General features: G+C 31.0%; 3 protein-coding genes. All 3 read left to right on the top strand.

From position 1 onward, the window contains the following. The first annotated feature begins 750 nt into the window (after positions 1–750). The 3 genes from K1I67_RS09560 (at position 751) to K1I67_RS09555 (ending at position 1,978) form a co-directional block, all read left to right on the top strand. Positions 751–1,350 (top strand): hypothetical protein, encoded by a 600-nt coding sequence (locus tag K1I67_RS09560; protein ID WP_223339737.1) that lies wholly within the window; start codon positions 751–753, stop codon positions 1,348–1,350. A 239-nt stretch (positions 1,351–1,589) separates the two neighbouring features. Next, positions 1,590–1,718 (top strand): hypothetical protein, encoded by a 129-nt coding sequence (locus K1I67_RS09950; protein WP_263284494.1) that lies wholly within the window; start codon positions 1,590–1,592, stop codon positions 1,716–1,718. A 17-nt stretch (positions 1,719–1,735) separates the two neighbouring features. Continuing rightward, positions 1,736–1,978, top strand: coding sequence for a hypothetical protein (locus tag K1I67_RS09555; RefSeq protein WP_223339736.1), 243 nt, complete (start codon positions 1,736–1,738; stop codon positions 1,976–1,978). Positions 1,979–2,040 lie beyond the last annotated feature (62 nt).

The raw sequence follows: 2,040 nt of genomic DNA, 5'->3' as shown, positions 1-2,040 counted from the left end.
GACACACTTGAAAGCTTATTTGATTAACACTCCGCAACTTTACTTGAGTGTTTACACAAAATTATTGACAGAATCGAGGATATCTAAAGCAAATTCAGCTGTATACTTTGATAAAACTCCTGAAAAATAGTCCTCTAACAAAGTTTTATCTGCATCTTTCAAATTATTTGCTAAATAAATCCAAATATCAATTCCGTTACTAGTAGCAGGAGAGACAATTTTGATACAAAGTTCGGTTTTTATAGGAAAACTAAAAGTTTATGTACAATCGACTTAACTAGAGCTAAACCATTGATAAAACTGAATTAGAAGGATAAAGTACACTCATTAAGCAGTGTACTTTATTTTTGTTTTGTACATTATTTGTTGATTGCTTAATCAATACTACATCTCTATCAGGCAATTCAGACTTCATTTAGTCCTCTAAAACCCACGTTGAGGCGGTATCACTGCTTGTAAAAGATTAGAAACCTTTGAACGAAAGGGAGAATGAAAAGCGTGAAGGTAGCTTCTCTAATCGAATAGAGGGTAAGAATCAGAGTAATAGTTCAAGTATGGCTTCTGGATACTATAGTCTGACATGCTATCAATCTATTTCAGAAACTGGACAAATTGTAGTAACTTTCCTTGAAGGAACTGAAGTAGATTTATAAGAGACTGTGACCGGGAAGTTCCAGTCATTTTTTGGGTTTTAATGATATAATGAGATTATAAACGTGGATATTGTTTTAATTTTCTGGAGGAAGTGTAATGTTGAATTTAGTAAAAGGTCACCAAGTTAGCTTGGTAGAAAACCTGTTTGAATCATTTACAAAGTTAACTGAACATCATTTGATGGCGAATGTACACGCAGAAAAAATATTAGAGATTTTTCAACACTTTATTGTGATTCATGACGAGCCCTTGTTTTTTATTTTGGAATTGCCTGTCAGTATTGATAGAGAAAAAGTGATAGCAAAGAATATTATTAAGGAATCCCATAAGGATGTTTATTATATTGATGGTTGTTCAAGAGAGGAATGTCTAGCACTGTTGATTAGATACGGTGATTTGCTTGTTAATGATGGACTAAGTAAGTTTGGATTTGGTGGGCATAAAAGTCATGATGAGATCATGCTTGACAGCTATAATGTTGTGACAATTTATAGTAAAGAACTATCGAAATTTAATGACTTTTTTGAAGCTCATAATATTCAATTTGTAGAAGAACTAGTGACAGCTTGGAAAACTTTTTCTAAGACCTCACCAGGAATCTCTGAACTCTATGAGAGTAATGGAAAAACTGTTTATGATTTGCCTGAAGAATTAGCTGAATGGGGAATATATTTAGCTGAAACTCGAACAGAATAGGCATAACTATAGATTAGAAAGAGAATACTTCAATTCCTCTAATACCCAAAAATTAACTTTAGTAGAAAAGCTAGACGTAAGCACACGTTGATGTGTGAGTATTGCTCGTGAATGATAAAAGATAGGGTATAATTCATTACACTGTTTTTGGATAAATATTGTTAGACTGTAACTTTTATGTTGCAGTTTTTCAATTTATACATGGTATAATTAAAATAATAAAATAAAGAGGATTTTTTATGAGTAAAGAACTAGTATTTCAAAGTGTAGAATCACTACAACAAGTTGTAAACGTAATTAATGAGGCCGCGGCAGATTCAGAAGAGTTAATTAAGAAAAGTATTCCTGCAAATATTGCCATACCTTAAAATGTAGAAAGTAAGACATGAAAAAAAATAATCTAATTTTATTAATTAAAAATCAAATGTCAGATAAACAAAAAAATGAAAATGCTTTACATTTAAATACACTTTTACTAAGCTCGATAGAAAATCCTAGTATAGATAATGATTGTTTCATAGAATTATTTAGCTGTTATTCCAACATATCCCAAGGAGAAGTAAGTGAACTATTTAATTTATTGCAATCTTTAACCAAAAATGAAATCAATATAATTGCCCTGTTGTAAAATGAAGTGCAACACAAAAGACATGTTCATCTGATATACTAGAGTTGCAAAAAACAGTATAG

It is taken from the genome of Streptococcus infantis (assembly GCF_019929575.1).
GTDB classification, from domain to species: domain Bacteria; phylum Bacillota; class Bacilli; order Lactobacillales; family Streptococcaceae; genus Streptococcus; species Streptococcus infantis_L.
This window is presented reverse-complemented; position numbering and strand designations above follow the sequence as displayed.